This is a genomic window from Actinomycetota bacterium (genome assembly GCA_040755895.1).
In the GTDB taxonomy this organism is placed as follows: Bacteria; Actinomycetota; Aquicultoria; order Subteraquimicrobiales; family Subteraquimicrobiaceae; genus Subteraquimicrobium.
Genome location: JBFMAG010000146.1, coordinates 1 through 16,306 on the forward strand (window position 1 = coordinate 1; position 16,306 = coordinate 16,306).

General features: G+C 46.2%; 29 protein-coding genes. All 29 read left to right on the forward strand.

Going from position 1 to position 16,306, the window contains the following annotated elements; all coding sequences use genetic code 11:
* Positions 1–787: 50S ribosomal protein L2 (gene rplB, locus AB1466_06855; protein ID MEW6189803.1), on the forward strand; the 787-nt coding region annotated here is incomplete at its 5' end.
* Between the two features lie 16 nt (positions 788–803).
* Positions 804–1,088 carry a 30S ribosomal protein S19 gene (gene rpsS / locus AB1466_06860; GenBank protein ID MEW6189804.1) on the forward strand — a complete coding sequence of 95 codons (285 nt, stop codon included), beginning with the start codon at positions 804–806 and terminating at the stop codon, positions 1,086–1,088.
* Between the two features lie 155 nt (positions 1,089–1,243).
* Positions 1,244–1,636 (forward strand): 50S ribosomal protein L22, encoded by a 393-nt coding sequence (gene rplV / locus AB1466_06865; protein ID MEW6189805.1) that lies wholly within the window; start codon positions 1,244–1,246, stop codon positions 1,634–1,636.
* Positions 1,620–2,408 (forward strand): 30S ribosomal protein S3, encoded by a 789-nt coding sequence (gene rpsC, locus AB1466_06870; GenBank protein ID MEW6189806.1) that lies wholly within the window; start codon positions 1,620–1,622, stop codon positions 2,406–2,408. The genes rplV and rpsC overlap by 17 nt, the downstream gene beginning before the upstream one ends.
* Positions 2,409–2,840 carry a 50S ribosomal protein L16 gene (gene rplP / locus AB1466_06875; GenBank protein ID MEW6189807.1) on the forward strand — a complete coding sequence of 144 codons (432 nt, stop codon included), beginning with the start codon at positions 2,409–2,411 and terminating at the stop codon, positions 2,838–2,840. It begins immediately after the preceding gene.
* Positions 2,830–3,033 carry a 50S ribosomal protein L29 gene (gene rpmC / locus AB1466_06880; protein MEW6189808.1) on the forward strand — a complete coding sequence of 68 codons (204 nt, stop codon included), beginning with the start codon at positions 2,830–2,832 and terminating at the stop codon, positions 3,031–3,033. Before rplP ends, rpmC begins: the two co-directional genes overlap by 11 nt.
* 106 nt (positions 3,034–3,139) lie before the next feature.
* Positions 3,140–3,397 (forward strand): 30S ribosomal protein S17, encoded by a 258-nt coding sequence (gene rpsQ / locus AB1466_06885; protein MEW6189809.1) that lies wholly within the window; start codon positions 3,140–3,142, stop codon positions 3,395–3,397.
* A 91-nt stretch (positions 3,398–3,488) separates the two neighbouring features.
* A complete protein-coding gene (rplN, locus tag AB1466_06890) occupies positions 3,489–3,857 on the forward strand; it encodes a 50S ribosomal protein L14 (GenBank protein ID MEW6189810.1) in 369 nt (122 codons plus the stop codon).
* Between the two features lie 81 nt (positions 3,858–3,938).
* Positions 3,939–4,265 carry a 50S ribosomal protein L24 gene (gene rplX / locus AB1466_06895; protein ID MEW6189811.1) on the forward strand — a complete coding sequence of 109 codons (327 nt, stop codon included), beginning with the start codon at positions 3,939–3,941 and terminating at the stop codon, positions 4,263–4,265.
* Positions 4,266–4,410: 145 nt separating this feature from the next.
* A complete protein-coding gene (rplE, locus tag AB1466_06900; GenBank protein ID MEW6189812.1) occupies positions 4,411–4,953 on the forward strand; it encodes a 50S ribosomal protein L5 in 543 nt (180 codons plus the stop codon).
* 18 nt (positions 4,954–4,971) lie between these two features.
* Positions 4,972–5,157: a type Z 30S ribosomal protein S14 gene (locus AB1466_06905; protein MEW6189813.1), complete on the forward strand. Its 186-nt coding sequence runs from the start codon at positions 4,972–4,974 to the stop codon at positions 5,155–5,157.
* 25 nt (positions 5,158–5,182) lie between these two features.
* Positions 5,183–5,578, forward strand: a complete 396-nt coding sequence (rpsH, locus tag AB1466_06910) for a 30S ribosomal protein S8 (GenBank protein ID MEW6189814.1) — start codon at positions 5,183–5,185, stop codon at positions 5,576–5,578.
* Between the two features lie 17 nt (positions 5,579–5,595).
* Positions 5,596–6,132, forward strand: a complete 537-nt coding sequence (gene rplF / locus AB1466_06915) for a 50S ribosomal protein L6 (protein MEW6189815.1) — start codon at positions 5,596–5,598, stop codon at positions 6,130–6,132.
* Positions 6,133–6,182: 50 nt separating this feature from the next.
* On the forward strand, positions 6,183–6,551 hold the full coding sequence (rplR, locus tag AB1466_06920) for a 50S ribosomal protein L18 (protein ID MEW6189816.1): 369 nt from the start codon (positions 6,183–6,185) through the stop codon (positions 6,549–6,551).
* Positions 6,552–6,687: 136 nt separating this feature from the next.
* Positions 6,688–7,215 carry a 30S ribosomal protein S5 gene (gene rpsE / locus AB1466_06925; protein MEW6189817.1) on the forward strand — a complete coding sequence of 176 codons (528 nt, stop codon included), beginning with the start codon at positions 6,688–6,690 and terminating at the stop codon, positions 7,213–7,215.
* Positions 7,202–7,384: a 50S ribosomal protein L30 gene (gene rpmD, locus AB1466_06930; protein MEW6189818.1), complete on the forward strand. Its 183-nt coding sequence runs from the start codon at positions 7,202–7,204 to the stop codon at positions 7,382–7,384. Before rpsE ends, rpmD begins: the two co-directional genes overlap by 14 nt.
* A 233-nt stretch (positions 7,385–7,617) precedes the next feature.
* A complete protein-coding gene (gene rplO / locus AB1466_06935) occupies positions 7,618–8,064 on the forward strand; it encodes a 50S ribosomal protein L15 (protein ID MEW6189819.1) in 447 nt (148 codons plus the stop codon).
* Positions 8,061–9,308, forward strand: a complete 1,248-nt coding sequence (secY, locus tag AB1466_06940) for a preprotein translocase subunit SecY (GenBank protein MEW6189820.1) — start codon at positions 8,061–8,063, stop codon at positions 9,306–9,308. The genes rplO and secY overlap by 4 nt, the downstream gene beginning before the upstream one ends.
* 117 nt (positions 9,309–9,425) lie before the next feature.
* Positions 9,426–10,163, forward strand: a complete 738-nt coding sequence (locus AB1466_06945) for an adenylate kinase (GenBank protein MEW6189821.1) — start codon at positions 9,426–9,428, stop codon at positions 10,161–10,163.
* Positions 10,150–10,896 carry a type I methionyl aminopeptidase gene (gene map / locus AB1466_06950; GenBank protein ID MEW6189822.1) on the forward strand — a complete coding sequence of 249 codons (747 nt, stop codon included), beginning with the start codon at positions 10,150–10,152 and terminating at the stop codon, positions 10,894–10,896. The genes AB1466_06945 and map overlap by 14 nt, the downstream gene beginning before the upstream one ends.
* 57 nt (positions 10,897–10,953) lie before the next feature.
* Complete coding sequence (gene infA, locus AB1466_06955) at positions 10,954–11,175, forward strand: translation initiation factor IF-1 (GenBank protein MEW6189823.1); 222 nt, start codon at positions 10,954–10,956, stop codon at positions 11,173–11,175.
* Positions 11,176–11,313: 138 nt separating this feature from the next.
* The gene (gene rpmJ / locus AB1466_06960; protein MEW6189824.1) at positions 11,314–11,427 is read left to right on the forward strand and encodes a 50S ribosomal protein L36; all 114 of its coding nucleotides are present in this window, start codon (positions 11,314–11,316) and stop codon (positions 11,425–11,427) included.
* A 48-nt stretch (positions 11,428–11,475) separates the two neighbouring features.
* Positions 11,476–11,847 carry a 30S ribosomal protein S13 gene (gene rpsM, locus AB1466_06965; protein ID MEW6189825.1) on the forward strand — a complete coding sequence of 124 codons (372 nt, stop codon included), beginning with the start codon at positions 11,476–11,478 and terminating at the stop codon, positions 11,845–11,847.
* Positions 11,848–11,915: 68 nt separating this feature from the next.
* On the forward strand, positions 11,916–12,311 hold the full coding sequence (gene rpsK, locus AB1466_06970; GenBank protein MEW6189826.1) for a 30S ribosomal protein S11: 396 nt from the start codon (positions 11,916–11,918) through the stop codon (positions 12,309–12,311).
* A 14-nt stretch (positions 12,312–12,325) separates the two neighbouring features.
* Positions 12,326–12,949 (forward strand): 30S ribosomal protein S4, encoded by a 624-nt coding sequence (gene rpsD, locus AB1466_06975; protein ID MEW6189827.1) that lies wholly within the window; start codon positions 12,326–12,328, stop codon positions 12,947–12,949.
* A 58-nt stretch (positions 12,950–13,007) separates the two neighbouring features.
* Positions 13,008–13,943 (forward strand): DNA-directed RNA polymerase subunit alpha, encoded by a 936-nt coding sequence (locus AB1466_06980; protein ID MEW6189828.1) that lies wholly within the window; start codon positions 13,008–13,010, stop codon positions 13,941–13,943.
* 6 nt (positions 13,944–13,949) lie between these two features.
* Entirely contained in the window at positions 13,950–14,300 is a 351-nt protein-coding gene (gene rplQ / locus AB1466_06985; GenBank protein ID MEW6189829.1) for a 50S ribosomal protein L17, read from the forward strand.
* Between the two features lie 157 nt (positions 14,301–14,457).
* The gene (locus AB1466_06990; protein MEW6189830.1) at positions 14,458–15,288 is read left to right on the forward strand and encodes an energy-coupling factor transporter ATPase; all 831 of its coding nucleotides are present in this window, start codon (positions 14,458–14,460) and stop codon (positions 15,286–15,288) included.
* Positions 15,273–16,133 carry an energy-coupling factor transporter ATPase gene (locus tag AB1466_06995; GenBank protein ID MEW6189831.1) on the forward strand — a complete coding sequence of 287 codons (861 nt, stop codon included), beginning with the start codon at positions 15,273–15,275 and terminating at the stop codon, positions 16,131–16,133. Before AB1466_06990 ends, AB1466_06995 begins: the two co-directional genes overlap by 16 nt.
* The last annotated feature ends 173 nt before the right edge of the window (positions 16,134–16,306 follow it).

Genomic DNA, 16,306 nt, shown 5'->3' on the forward strand with positions numbered 1-16,306 from the left:
AAGATTTACCATAGTCTCTGATTTTCAGGAGGTAACTAAGGAGAAGCCGGAGAAGTCTCTCACCGCTCCTCTTTCAAAGAAGGCTGGAAGAAATGTTCATGGCCGAATAACGACTCGACACAAGGGGGGCGGTCACAAGAGAAGATATAGGATTATTGATTTCAAGAGAGATAAGGATGGAATTCCTGCAAAGGTCGTAGCCATCGAGTACGATCCAAATAGATCTGCTCGAATAGCCCTATTACATTATGCGGATGGCGAGAAGAGATATATCCTTGCCCCTCAAAATCTTAAAATTGGGGACGAGGTTATGTCCGGATCAGATGCGGATATAAAGCCGGGGAATGCCCTACCGCTTCATAAAATTCCCGTGGGAACAAGCGTCCACAATATCGAAATTTATTCCGGGAAAGGAGCCCAGTTGGCACGCTCTGCGGGTACCTTTGCCCAGATAGTCGCCAAGGAGGGGGATTATGCTCAATTAAAGCTTCCCTCCGGGGAGATAAGGATGATCCACCAAAGTTGCCGAGCTACCATTGGCGAGGTGGGTAATGTGGAGCATGAGATCGTATCCTTGGGAAAAGCTGGACGTGGTAGATGGTTGGGCAAAAGACCCGCCGTTCGCGGAAGCGCCATGAACCCCGTGGATCATCCCCATGGTGGTGGGGAGGGGAAAGCCCCCATTGGTCGCCAACCCGTAACTCCTTGGGGGAAGCCCACACTGGGATATAAAACCAGAAAGAAAAAGCCCTCAGATAAATACATCATTCGGAGGAGGAAAGGATAATTTCAAAGGGGAGAATATGGCTAGATCGCGAAAGAAGGGGTCTTATACAGATCCCAAGCTCTTGAAGAAAATCAAAGAGATGAACGAGAAGGGTGAGAAAAGGGTGATAAAGACCTGGTCTCGGGATTCTGATATCATTCCCGAGATGGTTGGCCATACCATTGCCGTTCACGATGGTAGGAAGCACGTCCCAATTTATATAACGGAGAGTATGATTGGACATAAGCTGGGTGAGTTCGCACCTACGAGGATCTTTAGAACCCATGGAGCTCATACCGAAAGATCAACGGCCATCAGATAACGTTCTTTGTTCACCCGGTGGTTCGTTTGCACTGTTTAGCGATTCGTTCTGAGACTCAGCCTGAAGGTTTATGTGCAACTATTCAGGAGGTTATATATAACAAACCAACAAACCATGAGAACGGTGAACTGTGAACCAATTTGGAGGAGGTTAGGGTGCCTAAGAGGGCGGTAATTGAAGAGACCCCAAGGGCTAGAGCCGTTGCGAGGTATATCCGAGTAAGTCCTAGAAAAACTCGGCAGGTAGTCGATTTGATCAGAGGTAAACCCGTTGAAGAGGCTTTGACGATCCTTCAATTTTGCCCCAAAGCTGCAGCAAAAATAGTTTCAAAGGTTGTGAATTCAGCCATGGCAAATGCGGAAAGAAACTTGCATTTAAGGAGGGCCAATTTGTATATTTCTGAGGCCTATGTTGACCAGGGTCCAGCCCTTAAGAGATATCGACCAAGGGCTATGGGTAGAGTGGCGATGATTCGAAGAAAAACCAGCCATATCACCATAGTTGTTCAAGAACGTGAGGAGGTACTGAGACGTGGGGCAAAAGGTTAATCCCATAGGTTTAAGACTAGGAATAATTGAAAATTGGAGGTCTCGCTGGTTTGCCAGTAAGGACTATGCAAGAGCTTTGGAGGAGGATCTAAAGATACGCCAGCACATTCAAGGGAAGCTATCTCGAGCCGGCATTTCTAAGATCGAAATGGAACGAGCTGGAGATAGGGTTAAGATCGATATCCATACGGCGAGACCGGGTATCGTCATAGGCAGGAAGGGCTCTGAAGTGGAACTCCTTCGGGCGGATTTGGAGAAGATAATCGGGAAGCAGATCCAGATAAATATCCAGGAAGTCAGAGCACCCGAGCTGGATGCGACCCTTGTGGCTCAGAGTATAGCAGAGCAGCTTGAAGCTCGAGTTTCCTTCAGAAGAGCCATGAAAAGAGCCGTAACGGCTGCCATGAGAGCTGGTGCTCAGGGTGTCAAAGTTTCGTGCTCGGGAAGATTGGGTGGAGCGGAGATGGCGAGAACGGAGTGGTATCGCGAGGGAAGGGTACCCCTCCATACTTTACGTGCGAGTATCGACTACGGTTTTGCAGAAGCCCATACCACCTTTGGACTCATTGGTGTGAAGGTTTGGATTTATAAGGGAGACGTTTTACCCTATGCTGAGGAAGAAGTGGAGGAAGTGGAGGAAGTGAAGCCCAAGAAGGAGGAAGCGGTCGAAGAGGTACCAGCAAAGTCAGCGTCTGAGGCTGAAAAGAAGAGGGAAACCGAGAAGAAGGAAACTAAGAAGAAAAAGAAAGAATCGACGAAAGAGGAGGCTTAGATGCTTCTACCGCGGAGAGTAAAGCATCGCAAGGTTCAAAGGGGGAGAATGAAGGGGAGGGCAAAGGGAGGTACGGTCGTACATTTCGGTGATTTCGGACTCCAAGCTTCGGAACCAGGCTGGATAACGAATCGACAAATCGAAGCCGCCCGAATCGCTTTGACGAGGTATATAAAGCGAGGAGGTAAGGTCTGGATCAACATCTTTCCAGACAAACCAGTGACGGAGAAACCTGCTGAAACCAGAATGGGTAAAGGCAAGGGATCGCCTGAGCACTGGGTGGCTGTGGTCAAACCGGGGAAAATCATGTTTGAGCTTGCCGGGGTTAGCGAGGATGTGGCGACCGAAGCCATGCGATTAGCTTCACATAAGCTCCCCATCAAAACTAGGATGGTAAGGCGCGAGGAATGGGGTGGTGAGCATGAAGGCTAAAGACATCCGTGAGCTCTCCGATGAAGAGTTGGAACAAAAATTGAGTGAGGCAAAAGCCGAACTATTTAATCTTCGATTCCAGTTAGCCACGGGCCAGCTCGATAATCCCATGAAAATAAGGGAAGTGCGAAGAAATATAGCCCGAATTAAAACCATCAAAAGGGAGAGAGAACTTTTTCATTTTTCACTTTGAATTTTTTATTTAAAGGTGAACTTTAACTCTGTGCGGGAAACAACAATCGTGGATCATGGATTGATTAACCATGGGCTTGCATTATTAACGGATTTTGGAGGTAACCATGGAAAATCGAGGCAAGAGAAAGGTGAGAGTCGGGAAGGTAGTGAGCGATAAGATGGATAAGACCGTTGTTGTCGCCGTCGAATCCATTGTGCGGCATCCACTGTATAAAAAGATCATGAGACGAACGACTAAATTCAAAGCTCACGATGAAAACAACGAGTGTCGTGTTGGAGATGTTGTGAAAATAATGGAAACCAGACCCTTAAGTAAGGAGAAGAGATGGCGTGTGGTTTCCATTTTGGAGAAAGCCAAGTAAAACCGTCGATAGCATGTAGTCGAATGACGAATGAGATGTAAAAAATCTTGCATTCGACGTAGGACTTTCGACTTTGGACAGCGGGTATAAGATGATTCAGCAGGAAACAAAGGTCAAGGTCACGGATAATACCGGAGCCAAAGAAATACAGTGCATTAGGGTCCTTGGTGGCTCGGCCCGAAGATATGCCCGGGTTGGAGATATCATAGTGGGAAGTGTAAAGGATGCAATTCCCGGGGGAGCCGTCAAGAAAGGTGAAATCGTACAAGCTGTGGTGGTCCGGACCAGAAAGGAGACGAGGCGCCCCGACGGTTCTTATGTGAAATTTGATGATAATGCGGTAGTGCTCATAAACGAACTCAAAAATCCTCGGGGTACAAGAATTTTTGGACCAGTGGCTCGAGAGTTGAGGGACAAAAACTTCATGAAGATTATCTCTTTAGCCCCCGAAGTCCTTTAAATGCGATGGACAGTTCACAGTTACGGAAACCTTTCTGCAATACAGTGAAGCGAATGATAAACAGGGAACGAGGAGAAAAAAATGGTTAGATTAAAAGTAAAAAAGGGTGACAAAGTGTTGGTGATAGCTGGCAAAGATAAGGGGAAAAAGGGTAAGGTACTCGTCGCTTTACCCAAGAGAGAGCGGGTTATTGTGGAAGGTGTGAACGTGGTTAAAAGGCATACCCGTCCCACGCAGAGAAACCCTCAAGGAGGGATCATTGAGAAAGAGAACGCAATTCACGTTTCCAACGTTCAACTAATATGTCCCAATTGTGGTCAACCCACTCGCATTGGCAAAAGAGAAGTTTCAGAAGGTAAAAGGGTTAGAATTTGCAAGAAGTGTGGACAGGATATAGATAAAGTTTAAGTTTAGTTCATCGAAATTTTAAGTACAGTGAACGGTGAACGAATAACGGTGAGCGTAGTGAGGAGTAAAGATGGCGAAGGCAAAGACGAAAGAGAAGGCAAAAGGAGAGAAAAGGGAAGTTGCGGAGAAAATAAGCGGGGAGCAAATCCCTAGGCTCAAGCGGAAATATAGGGAAGAAATCGTGAGTGCCTTGATGAAGGAATTTAATTTTTCCAATCCTATGCATGTCCCTCGCTTGGAGAAAATCGTCATCAACATGGGTGTGGGAGAGGGAGCGAAGGATGCAAAGGCTATTGAGGCTGCAGCGGAGGATCTCGTAACCATAACCGGGCAGAAACCGATGATCACGCGGGCTAAGAAATCCATCGCTGGCTTTAAGATTCGCAAGGGGGTTCCAGTTGGCTGTAAAGTTACTCTTCGTGGCAATAAGATGTATGATTTTTTGGATCGACTTTTGACCACAGCTTTGCCCCGGATCAGAGATTTCCGTGGGCTCAATCGACGATCCTTTGACGGACGGGGTAATTATACATTTGGCGTTGATGAGCAGTTGATCTTTCCAGAGGTCGATTACGATAAAGTTACGAGGATTCAAGGAATGGATATCACTCTGGTAACCACAGCCGGGAATGATGAATTGGCATATGCTCTGCTCAAACATTTTGGTCTACCTTTTAGAGAGAAATGAATTATTTGGGAGGAAAAATTGGCTCGCAAGGCACTTGTAGTTAAACAGCGCAAGAAGCAAAAATACAAAGTTCGAGAATATAACAGATGTGTTAGATGCGGGAGATCCCGTGGCTATTTTAGGAAGTTCGGGCTTTGTAGGATTTGTTTGAGAGAACTCGCTCACAAAGGGGAGATCACCGGACTCATCAAAGCTAGTTGGTAAACCAGTAAATTGGGGGGCATTTGATATGATGACCGATCCCATCGCTGATATGCTGACCAGAATTCGAAATGCAAATATCGCTTATCATGAGGTGGTGGAAATGCCCGCCTCAAAAGTGAAGATCGAAATCGCGGAGATCCTCAAAAAAGAGGGTTATATCAAAGAATATGAAGTCGCAAAGGACAATAGCCACAATGTCCTTCGCATAAAAATGCGTTATGGTCCAAATCGAGAGCGACCAATCACTGGAATTAAGAGGATAAGTAAGCCCGGTTTGAGGGTTTACGCTAAAAAAGATGAGATTCCAAGGGTACTCGGAGGGTTAGGAATCGCCATTATCTCCACCCCTAAAGGACTTATGACCGATAAACAGGCCAAGAAAGAAGGAGTGGGCGGAGAGGTCATTTGTTATGTGTGGTAAAAATGATGGAGGGTGAAATGTCGAGGGTTGGGAAGAAACCCATCATAATACCAGGGAGTGTGGAAGTTCAAATCGAGGGTTCCACGGTTAGGGTGAAAGGCCCCAAGGGGGAACTTAGCAAAACTTTCTACAGTGCTCTGACGATAAAAAAGGAGGACAATAAGATACTGGTCAAGAGACCATCCGATAACAGGTTGCATAAATCTCTCCACGGTTTAACCAGAACTTTAATTGCTAACATGATAACTGGGGTAAGCTCAGGATTTGAGAAGACCCTGGAGATAGAGGGCGTGGGCTATCGCGCTATTAAAAAGGGAGATCACCTGGAACTCCAGGTTGGTTTCTCGCACCCAGTGATCTTTCGTAAACCGGAAGGTATTCAGATAGAAGTTCCCCATCCAACCAGGATCGTGGTTAAGGGAGCCGATAAGGAGCTGGTTGGTGAAGTAGCCGCTCAAATAAGGGCTATCCGTAAGCCCGAGCCATACAAGGGGAAAGGGATCAGATACCTGGGTGAACACGTTCGAAGAAAGGTTGGTAAGACAGCCAAATAAAATCGAAAATCGCTCTTTTATGAGTTTTTTATAGTGTGAGTGGGGAGGATATGGGGGAGACTGCTCAAAAAGTTTTAGCCAGGATAAGGAGGCATAAAAGGGGACGGAAGAAAATATTTGGCACAAGCGAGCGGCCAAGACTCTCCGTTTATCGCAGTAATAAGAACATTTATGCGCAGATTATAGACGATATTCGGGGAATAACTCTGGTGAGTGCTTCAACACTCGACCCTGAGATTAGGGAAGGAATATCGCGTGGTGGAAATAAGGAAGCTGCCAACCTGGTAGGGAATCTGATAGCAGAGCGAGCGTTAGCTAAGGGAATAAGCGAGGTGGTTTTCGATCGTGGAGGATACCTTTATCATGGAAGGGTGAAGGCTTTAGCAGAGGCGGCACGCGAAGCGGGTCTCAAATTTTAAACCTTAGTTGAAGGTTGAGGTTAAGCACTTACCTCTCCTTCGAATGACTAAGATACGAAACACAAAAATATGAGCTTTATCTAGATATAATTACTGTGAACGGTGACCATTTAAGAGCAACGAATGGAGGCAGAGAGTGGCCCAAAAAATTGATCCAGATCAATTGGAGTTAAAAGAAAAGGTAGTCTTCATCAACCGTGTGGCCAAGGTAGTTAAGGGAGGTCGTAGATTCAATTTAAGCGCCTTGGTCGTAGTGGGTGATGGACAGAGACATGTGGGTGTAGGTCTTGGCAAAGCAAGCGAAGTCCCCATGGCCATCTCTAAAGCCATTCAAAATGCAAAGAAAAACTTGTTTGAGGTTCCTCTCGTGGGTAATACCATACCTCATAAAGTCATAGGACATTTTGGAGCCGGGGAGGTGCTTTTGAAACCGGCGTCGGAGGGAACTGGAATCATTGCCGGGGGTCCGGTAAGAGCACTACTCGAGTTAGGAGGAGTAAAGGATGTTTTAACAAAATCCTTAGGTTCCAGTAATCCCATTAATGTGGTGAAAGCAGCTGCAGAAGGTCTAAAGAATTTAAAAATATCCGAAGAAGTTGCCAAACTTCGAGGTAAATCGGCGGATGCCTTATTGCGGTCGGAGGTTAAGGGTGCCAAGGCTTAGGATAACTCAGGTGAAAAGTTTGGTCGGAAGATCGAAACACCAGAGGCTAACGATAAAAGCGCTTGGCTTAAAACGAATTCGCCATAGTGTGGAACACGAGGACAAACCAGAGATAAGAGGCATGATAAAAAAAGTTAGCCATCTAGTAGAGGTGGAGGAAATAGACTAGTCGCAAGTCACCGCCATTCTTTCTAACGACTAGGTGTAATGTTTACGCACATGGTAAACTTATATTGTTTGTATAGTTTGGGGCATTCTTCCGAGTGCTAGCTGCTGCCCGACAAGTCGGGCTTAACGGTTCTCGCAGATGCACTCTCCGGGATACCCTACACAAAATATGGCTTAATCTGAACCAATGTCTGCGATTGATAGGGACGAGCAACATACTTGGAGGATATATGAATGAAACTGCATGAGCTTAGACCTGCGAAGGGATCCATAAAGAGCGGAAAAAGAGTAGGGCGAGGACGTGGGTCGAGTCACGGAAAGACCTCCGGAAGAGGGACTAAGGGTCAAAAAGCTCGCTCGGGAGGAAGTATAAGACCCGGTTTTGAGGGAGGCCAAAATCCCTTGTATCTGAGGCTACCCAAGCTACCGGGATTTAGGAATCCCTTCAAGCGGGAATATGCTATCGTTAATGTGGAAACCCTCAACGTATTTGAGGATAAATCCGTCATTGATCCTAAAGCGTTGCTCGAGAGGGGATTGATCAAAAAGAGGAATTTACCCGTGAAGATATTGGGTGAAGGAAAACTCTCCAAAGCCCTTACGGTTCGCGCTCATTCCTTCAGCAAAACGGCAGTTAAGAAGATAGAGGAAGCGGGAGGAAAAGCGGAGGTTGTTCAATGATCGAAGCCATCAGAAATGCCTTTAAAGTCCCCGATTTAAGGAGACGTATCTTATTCACCTTTGGTATTTTGGCGATTTATCGATTTGGTGCCCATGTACCCGTACCCGGTGTGGATGTTAGCGTCATTAGGGAGTTGTTCAAGCAAGGCGGCATATTGGGCTTTATGGATCTCTTTGCCGGGGGAGCACTTTCGGAATTTGCTGTTTTTGCTCTAGGGATAATGCCTTACATCACGGCGGCCATTATCATGGAACTCTTGACAGTGGTTATCCCCAAGGTTGAAGAATGGGCAAAGGAAGGGGAAATTGGACGAAGGAAGATAACTCAATGGACTCGATATCTAACCCTATTTTTATGCCTCGTTCAATCCATAGGTTTGACCTTCTTCTTCCAAGGTCAGTTGAAAATAGTCTTTCCCTTACTCACCAAATTTCTAATAGTCATAACTTTAACCACAGGGGCTATCATCATCATGTGGCTTGGTGAACTAATAACCCAAAAGGGCATCGGGAATGGCATGTCGTTACTCATTTTCATCAGTATAATTTCGCGCTTTCCTCAAGCCTCGATTGAAACCTTTCAAATAGTGAATCCCTTGCTCATTATTCTTTTGGTGTTCATAATTTTGGCCATGATTGCTGCAATAATATTTACGGAAAGTGGTCAGCGGAGGATTCCGGTACAGTATGCGAAGAGGATCGTGGGTAGGAGGATTTACGGAGGACAAAGTACATATATCCCCCTTAAGATTAACTCCGCGGGGGTTATCCCCATCATCTTTGCTGCTTCTGTCCTGCTTTTCCCGGCAACCTTAGCTAGATTTTTCCCTGGTAAGCTCTTCAAAGGTCTAGCCGAAACCCTTAATCCCACTTCTCCTTTTTATCTTAGTTTGTTTGCTTTATTCATCATCTTTTTCACCTATTTTTATACGGCCATAATCTTTAATCCCATAGATATATCGGATAACATTAAAAAGTACGGAGGATTCATTCCGGGTGTAAGGCCTGGAAAACCCACGGCATCATATCTCGATCGAATCTTGAGCAGAATCACTTTCCCCGGCGCTCTCTTCCTAGCTCTAATCGCCGTTCTACCTACCATTTTCATGGCTCAACTTAATATACCATTTTTCAAGGAGTTCGGAGGCATTTCCATCCTAATTATAGTCGGTGTGGCTTTGGAGACCGTACGGCAGGTGGAAACGCATCTCATCATGAGACATTATGAAGGGTTCCTGAAATAGCCGCAGGCTACAAGTTGCAGGTTGCATGAAAAAATTAAATCTGCGACATGCGACTCGATACTGGTAATTTATAACACTTGTTATTGATCGAATTTTCATCCTTTGGAAAGGGAATAGATGAATATCGTGATAGTGGGACCGCCTGGCGCGGGCAAGGGAACGCAAGCGGTTATGATATCTGAAAGGTATGGTATCCCTCATATCTCAACCGGAGATATACTCCGGGAGGCGGTTAGTCAGGGAACTCCCCTAGGCATGAAGGCAAAAAGGTATATGGATCGAGGCGAACTGGTGCCCGATGAAATAGTCATTGAAATCATAAAAGACCGTTTATCAAAGGATGATTGTGAACGAGGATTCATTTTAGATGGTTTCCCCAGGACAACAGTCCAGGCTGATGCCTTGAAAGCTGTACTTAAGGGAATGGGAAAGGGATTGGATTTGGTTTTAAATATCGATGTTGAGGAGGATGAGATAATTCGTCGTTTGAGCCTCAGACGTACCTGTCAGCGTTGTGGTAAGGTATATCATTTAATTTACGACCCACCCAAGAAAAAAGGCATTTGTGATGCATGTGAAGATAAACTCCATCAGCGCAGCGATGATATGGTGGATACCATTAGGAATAGATTGCGGGTTCACCGAAGACAAACAGAGCCTTTGCTCTCGTATTATCGGAAGGCTGGATTACTTCAAACCATAAAAGGAAAAAAATCTGCCCGTGAGGTATTCAAGGATATCTCAAGCCTCATAGATAGAACTTTGGCCCGCCTGCCACAACCAGGCTCTAGCGGGCAGACTAGTCCGCCAAGTCGTAAAACTGGTCCTTCTAAAGAAGAAGATGATAATCCGTAAATCCATGGAAGAAATCGAGATTATGCATGAAGCAGGCCGCATTGTGGCTCAAACTCTGGAGGCGATAAAAAAAGCGGTCAAGCCCGGAATAAGCACCATTAAGCTGGATAAAATAGCCGAAGGCTTCATAAGGAAGAGAGGAGCAAAGCCGGCTTTCAAGGGATATCGAGGTTTTCCCGCCGCAATTTGTGTTTCGATAAATGAAGGAGTTGTCCATGGCATTCCCAGTTGCAGGAGGCTCAAGGAGGGAGATATCATAAGCATTGATATAGGCGTAGAATATAAGAGTTTTTATGGGGATGCGGCCATCACCCTACCCGTGGGAAGGGTTTCTTCAGAAGCTTCGAGATTAATAGAGGTAGCTAGGGAAGCTTTACAGGTGGGAATATCTCGGTGCGTTGTGGGAAATCACCTTTATGATATCTCCCATGCTATTCAAACCGTTGCCGAAAGGGCAGGGTATTCAGTAGTGCGAGAATTTGTGGGACATGGCATCGGGCGATCAATGCATGAGGATCCACAAATCCCAAATTATGGTCACCCCGGAAAGGGTCCTCGTCTTGAGGAGGGCATGGTATTTGCCCTAGAACCAATGGTGAACGCTGGTGGCCACGAGGTGGAAGTACTCCCCGATAAATGGGGAGTCGTCACTCGCGATCGTAGCTTATCAGCTCACTTCGAGCACACCGTAGCCATCACTAAGGTTGGTCCGCTGGTACTGACGTCCTTATAGACGGCTCACTTGCTATTTGCTATAATATGCTTTTGTTATTGAGAAGGATGGGGAGATATGGTGAAGAAAGAAGAGGCTATCGAGGTTGAGGGAAAGGTAATCGAAACTTTACCCAATGCGATGTTTCGAGTTGAACTCGAAAGCGGACATAAGGTTCTCGCTCACATTTCGGGCAAGATGAGGATGCATTACATTAAAATTCTTCCCGGGGATAGAGTGATTGTGGAACTCTCTCCCTACGACCTCACTCGGGGGAGAATAATTTATCGATTCAAATAAGTGAGAAATCAACTAAGTGAGATTCGTCGAATGTCCCCAACGACGAATGTTGAATTTAAAAGCGTTCGACGTACGACATTTATCATTCGACAATGAGTGTTAATCACTTCCTCATTTGGATCACTGAGGTGAATGAGATTGAAGGTGAGACCATCGGTTAAAAAGATGTGTGAGAAATGCAAAATAATCAAGCGCAAGGGGAAGCTTATTGTTATCTGCGAGAACCCCAGACATAAGCAACGGCAAGGCTAACAAGCCGTCGCAGGTGACAGGACTTGCGACCAGGATAGGAGGTTAAAAGTGGCGAGAATTGCTGGTGTGGATCTGCCAAGGGAGAAAAGAATTGAGATTGCCTTGACCTACATCTATGGTATAGGTTTGCCCACTGCAAAGAGAATCTTGCAGGCCACGGGCATAAATCCGGATACTCGCGTTCGCAACCTCACCGAGAACGAGGTAGCGAGCTTGAGGGAACACATAGACAAGAATCTGAAGGTAGAGGGGGATTTACGACGCGAGGTTTCTCAAAATATAAGAAGGTTAATGGAAATCGGATGCTATCGAGGAATCCGACATAGAAGAGGTCTCCCGGTGAGAGGGCAAAGAACTCATACAAATGCCCGCACCCGGAAAGGTCCCAGGAAAACCGTTGGAGTAAAGCGTAAGAAGTAAAATCGTCCACCATTCATGGGGGTTCACGGAAAATCCATTGTTAAATGAGAAGGAAATGGGGGAATTAGATGGCGAAGAAAAAGGGTACAAAGCGACTGAAGCGTAAGGAACGCAAAAATATCCCACACGGTATTGCCCATATTAAATCGACTTTCAATAATACCGTCATTACCATTAGCGATTTGGAGGGTAACACCATCGTTTGGGAGAGTGCCGGCACCGTAGGATTTAAGGGCACCAAAAAGAGTACCCCCTTCGCTGCTCAAGTGGCAGCCGAAACGGTTGCCAAGAAGGCTCGTGAGCATGGTATGAGGAAGGTAGATGTTCGAGTCAAGGGACCTGGATCCGGTAGAGAAACTGCTATTAGAGCAATTCAGGCAGCGGGTTTGGAAGTTTGCGGAATAATCGATGTGACTCCCGTTCCCCACAATGGCTGCCGACCTCGAAAGCGGAGAAGAGTTTAAAGGAGAAGAAAAATATGGCAAGATACATCGGTTCCCTGTGCAAAATATGCCGGAGGGAAAATGAGAAGCTCTTTTTGAAGGGTGAACGATGTCTCACCGACAAATGTGCCATGGAGAGGCGTCCATATCCCCCAGGCGAACATGGAAGAAGGCGCCCTAAGGAAACAGAATATGGTCTTCAACTTCGGGAAAAGCAAAAAGCCAAGCGAATTTATGGAATCCTGGAGAATCAGTTCAAGAGGTACTACGATTTGGCTGTGGGAAGAAGGGGCGTCACCGGAGAAAACCTCCTACGGCTTTTGGAATTGAGGTTGGACAATGTAATTTATCGTTTGGGTTTTGCAGCTTCGAGGAATGAAGCTCGACAAATGGTAAGGCACGGGCATTTTATGGTCAATGACAGGAAGGTTAATATCCCATCTTATCAGGTAAAACCGGGAGATGTGATTAGTGTTCGTGCGGGGAGGGAAGTTGCGAGAATAAGAGAATGTGTACAATCTTCCACGAAACCTCTCGTGCCAGGCTGGCTGGAGGTCGATATAGAAAATCTCAAAGGAAAGGTTCTTTCCCTTCCTGAGCGCGATCAAATCGATGTTCCAGTCAATGAAAAACTCATAGTGGAGCTATATTCCAAGTAAGCATACTTAAAAATTTCATTTAGGGAAAATACCAACTGAGTAGGGGAGAGGAAGATATATGCTAGACATACTTAAGCCTCAGATTAGGATGGAAGAGGTATCCGATCGCGTTGCAAGGTTTTCCCTAGAACCCTTGGAGCGAGGTTTTGGATATACTTTGGGAAATTCCTTGCGCAGGGTACTACTCTCCTCACTTCCTGGAGCCGCCATAACAAGAATAAAGATAGAAGGCGTGGCTCACGAATTCTCGACCATTCCTGGGGTTCGAGAGGACGTCACCGAAATCACCCTCAATTTAAAGGACCTCGTTTTGAAGTTACATTCAGAAGAGCCGGCCACCATGAGGTTGGATGTTAAGGGTCCAAAGGAAGTTAGAGCGAGCGATATCATCGCTCCTCCGGAAGTGGAGATCGTTAACCCCGATCTTTATATTGCCAGTCTTAACAGAAAAGGTCATCTGCAGATGGAAATGACAGTGGAAACCGGGAGGGGATACATTCCCGCGGAGCGCAACAAGAAACCCTCGGATCCCATAGGGGTAATTCCCATCGATTCTCTATTTTCACCGATAAAGAGGGTTTCATATACGGTGGAGGCAACGCGGGTGGGTTACAGAACAGACTATGACAGGCTCACCCTACAAGTGGAGACCAATGGAAGCATGTCTCCCCAAGAAGCCATGAGCCTGGCGGCCAAAATCATCAACGAGCACATGAATCTATTCATGGAGCAAGCCCCCGAGAAAAAGGAAGCTCCCGTATTTGTGGTCAGCGAAGCCGTTAGGGATACAACCCTTACTTCACCCATAGAGGATCTTGATCTTTCGGTCCGTTCGTATAATTGCCTCAAGAAGCAGGGAATCCATACTTTAGAGCACTTAATACAGTGTACCGAGGAAGACCTCTTAAATATCAGGAATTTTGGAGCTAAGTCCATTGAAGAGGTCAAGGACAAGTTGGCTAAGCTGAATTTATCCTTAAAAGAGAGCGATTAAGGTACGATGAGACACCGGAAGAAGACCAAAAAGTTCGGTGCAAATGCCACTCATAGAGAAGCAATTTTAAGAAACCTGGCGGCGGAGATTTTTAAACACGAGAGAATCAAGACCACTCAATTGCGCGCCAAACAGGTCTGTCCCTTGGTTGACAAGATTGTTACCTTGGCTAAGAGGGGCGACATCCAAGCGCGCCGACAGGCGCTTGCCATCGTCCAAGATAAAGAGCTCGTTCATAAAATCTTCTCCGAGATAGCTCCCCGCTTCAAAGAGCGGCAAGGTGGTTATACGCGTATTCTCAAATTGGGTCACCGTCAAGGGGATGCTGCGCCCATGGTCTTAGTGGAATTAGTATAAAAGTCGTCCATAGACGATAGCTCATAGTCGATAGCCCAGTAAATGAAAAATTTAAAATTCATTTTTCGTTTTTATTTTTAATTTATTTATGATCTTCAACAAATATTTTAGGGCAAAAGCAGGGCTTTTGCCTTATGTTTGTCGCTTAGAGGTCCTCATGATTAAGATATCCAACCTCACCTACACATACAATCCGGGACGAAGGGATCAAATCATAGCCCTACACAATGTAAACTTGACTATACAACCCGGTGAATTTGTCGCCATCCTCGGATCCAATGGTTCTGGAAAATCGACTCTGGCAAAACTCCTCAATGGGCTCCTCATTCCCACCAGTGGAGAGGTAAGTGTGGAGAATCTATCCACTAACGACCCAGATAACCTCTGGAGAATCAGGCAGCTAGTGGGGATGATATTTCAAAATCCCGAGAACCAGATCGTGGCCACGGTAGTCGAGGAGGATGTCGCTTTTGGACCGGAGAATCTGGGGCTTGCCCGCGATGAAATTCGGAGGAGGGTCGATCGAGCTCTGAGTTTGGTTCGCATGTCAAGATATGCTCGATACGAGCCCCATCTCCTTTCAGCGGGACAAAAGCAGCGGGTTGCTATCGCTGGAGTTCTGGCCATGATGCCAAAATATTTAGTTTTAGACGAACCCACATCGATGCTCGATCCCTTGGGAAGGAAGGAGATAATTGAAATTCTTAAGGGTCTTAACACCGAGCACGGGGTAACCGTGATACATATCACTCATTTTCCTGAAGAAGCTGTTTTCGCCAATCGGCTTCTGATAATGGAGGGTGGCAGGATAATCTCGGATGGATGCCCTCGAGAGGTCTTCAGTGATGTACATGGGTTGAGGCACACTGGTGTTACCATTCCACCCATGACCGATTTAGCAAGAGGTCTGGTTAAATTGGGCCTCAAAATACCTCAATCCATCCTCACCGTCGATGAAATGGTGGATGCGTTATGCTCATTGAATTGATCAATGTTGGCTTCACTTATATGGAAGGTACTCCTTTGGCGCAGAGAGCCTTGAGGGATGTGAGTTTGTCCATAGAGAGAGGCGAATTTGTGGGCATTATTGGACCGACGGGCTCCGGTAAATCCACCCTCATTCAGCTTTTTAATGGGTTGCTAGCTCCAGTTGAGGGAAAGGTCTTAATCTATGGGAGGGAGATCGGAAAGGATGGCATACCTCCCCACTTGGTGCGCCAAAAGATCGGACTCGTTTTCCAATTTCCAGAGAATCAACTCTTTGAGGAAACGGTCTTCGACGATATAGCCTTTGGACCTCGAAATCTTGGTTGTAGCGAATCCGAAGTCGAGCGAAGGGTAAGAAAAGCCCTTGAACTCGTGGAGCTCGATTTCAATCTCTTTAAGGATAGGTCTCCGTTCTCCTTGAGTGGTGGCGAGATGCGACGGGTGGCGATAGCTGGTGTATTAGCCATGGAGCCCGAAGCTCTCATTTTGGATGAACCCACTTCTGGGCTGGATCCCAGAGGGCGGGAGGAGATAATGTCTCGCCTGAAATATCTGCATCATCGGGAGGGTCTGACCATCGTCCTGGTCACCCATAATATGGATGAAGTTGCTCACCTCGTGGATAGATTAATCGTGCTCAATGAGGGCAGTATTCTCTTCGATGATATCCCTCGAAAAATATTTTTGGAGGCGGTGACGCTTAAAAGGATTGGACTGGATGTACCTCAGGTGACCTCCCTGGTCAGGGCTTTGAGAGATCAGGGGATAGACGTTCCTGTAGATGTATTTGAAGTGGAAGAGGCAAGGGATGCCATTTTTAAATATTTTAAGGAGAGGCGGAGATGAAGTCTTTGATGCCCTTAAGCATGGGACAATATTATCCAGCGGATTCCGTTGTTCACATCCTCGATCCCAGGGTAAAGATTTGCCTAATAATTTCATTAGCCGTGGCGATATTCGCCATCCAAAATCTCCTTGGATTCCTCATTCTTTTTCTCTTCCTGGCCTTTGTGGTTTTT

Excerpts from the sequence above, each read along its gene's own strand:
- rplN (MEW6189810.1), top strand. The coding sequence starts at position 3,489 with ATGATTCAGCAGGAAACAAAGGTCAAGGTCACGGATAATACCGGAGCC.
- rpsD (MEW6189827.1), top strand. The coding sequence starts at position 12,326 with ATGGCAAGATACATCGGTTCCCTGTGCAAAATATGCCGGAGGGAAAAT.
- rpsS (MEW6189804.1), top strand. The coding sequence starts at position 804 with ATGGCTAGATCGCGAAAGAAGGGGTCTTATACAGATCCCAAGCTCTTG.
- rplR (MEW6189816.1), top strand. The coding sequence starts at position 6,183 with ATGGGGGAGACTGCTCAAAAAGTTTTAGCCAGGATAAGGAGGCATAAA.
- secY (MEW6189820.1), top strand. The coding sequence starts at position 8,061 with ATGATCGAAGCCATCAGAAATGCCTTTAAAGTCCCCGATTTAAGGAGA.
- rpsQ (MEW6189809.1), top strand. The coding sequence starts at position 3,140 with ATGGAAAATCGAGGCAAGAGAAAGGTGAGAGTCGGGAAGGTAGTGAGC.
- AB1466_06995 (MEW6189831.1), top strand. The coding sequence starts at position 15,273 with ATGCTCATTGAATTGATCAATGTTGGCTTCACTTATATGGAAGGTACT.
- rplF (MEW6189815.1), top strand. The coding sequence starts at position 5,596 with ATGTCGAGGGTTGGGAAGAAACCCATCATAATACCAGGGAGTGTGGAA.
- rplP (MEW6189807.1), top strand. The coding sequence starts at position 2,409 with ATGCTTCTACCGCGGAGAGTAAAGCATCGCAAGGTTCAAAGGGGGAGA.
- AB1466_06990 (MEW6189830.1), top strand. The coding sequence starts at position 14,458 with ATGATTAAGATATCCAACCTCACCTACACATACAATCCGGGACGAAGG.
- AB1466_06980 (MEW6189828.1), top strand. The coding sequence starts at position 13,008 with ATGCTAGACATACTTAAGCCTCAGATTAGGATGGAAGAGGTATCCGAT.
- rplO (MEW6189819.1), top strand. The coding sequence starts at position 7,618 with ATGAAACTGCATGAGCTTAGACCTGCGAAGGGATCCATAAAGAGCGGA.
- rpsH (MEW6189814.1), top strand. The coding sequence starts at position 5,183 with ATGATGACCGATCCCATCGCTGATATGCTGACCAGAATTCGAAATGCA.
- rpsK (MEW6189826.1), top strand. The coding sequence starts at position 11,916 with ATGGCGAAGAAAAAGGGTACAAAGCGACTGAAGCGTAAGGAACGCAAA.
- infA (MEW6189823.1), top strand. The coding sequence starts at position 10,954 with ATGGTGAAGAAAGAAGAGGCTATCGAGGTTGAGGGAAAGGTAATCGAA.
- rpmC (MEW6189808.1), top strand. The coding sequence starts at position 2,830 with ATGAAGGCTAAAGACATCCGTGAGCTCTCCGATGAAGAGTTGGAACAA.
- AB1466_06945 (MEW6189821.1), top strand. The coding sequence starts at position 9,426 with ATGAATATCGTGATAGTGGGACCGCCTGGCGCGGGCAAGGGAACGCAA.
- rplX (MEW6189811.1), top strand. The coding sequence starts at position 3,939 with ATGGTTAGATTAAAAGTAAAAAAGGGTGACAAAGTGTTGGTGATAGCT.
- rplQ (MEW6189829.1), top strand. The coding sequence starts at position 13,950 with ATGAGACACCGGAAGAAGACCAAAAAGTTCGGTGCAAATGCCACTCAT.
- map (MEW6189822.1), top strand. The coding sequence starts at position 10,150 with ATGATAATCCGTAAATCCATGGAAGAAATCGAGATTATGCATGAAGCA.